Source organism: Streptobacillus felis (assembly GCF_001559775.1).
Taxonomy (GTDB): Bacteria; Fusobacteriota; Fusobacteriia; order Fusobacteriales; family Leptotrichiaceae; genus Streptobacillus; species Streptobacillus felis.
Map to the genome: position 1 here is coordinate 1 of NZ_LOHX01000315.1, position 506 is coordinate 506.

1 protein-coding gene is annotated in these 506 nt (G+C 24.7%); it reads right to left on the reverse strand.

All coding sequences use genetic code 11. The features are described 5' to 3' along the window. Positions 1 to 106: 106 nt before the first annotated feature. A partial coding sequence (locus AYC60_RS09140) for a hypothetical protein (protein WP_197417002.1) occupies positions 107 to 506 on the reverse strand: 400 nt, incomplete at its 5' end.

The following is a 506-nucleotide window of genomic DNA, read 5'->3' on the forward strand; positions in this document are numbered from 1 at the left end:
GTAGATGTAGTTTAATAAGTTTGTTTTTTAATTCTTCTGAGTGTTTTTGTATCATAATTTTTTCTCCTTTTTCCTTAATTATATTATACACCACTTTACTCTACTGTTACAAATTTATTATACCACTACAACCAGGACAATGAAAAGATCCATCAAATATCATCTTCTCATATCCATCTCTAACTATTATCTTTTCATCACTTATACTTGATGAATTATTAAATATATTTGATACTATCTTATTTTCTCTATTTGCTATTATATGTCCATCTTTATTATTTAATTCTTCTTTTGTAGTAATACTAATATTATTTCCACTAAGTACTGAAAAGCTTGTATCTTTGTCTTCATTATCTACAAAACCTTTTAAAAGTATGTTTTCATTACTTTCTCCTAAGTAATCATCAGAATATTTTGAATACATTGCTTCTTTATTTTTATTCTTTATTTCTTCTATTCTTTCCTTACTTAAGCTTTCACTTCCCCTTAGATTGTAAAATATTCCT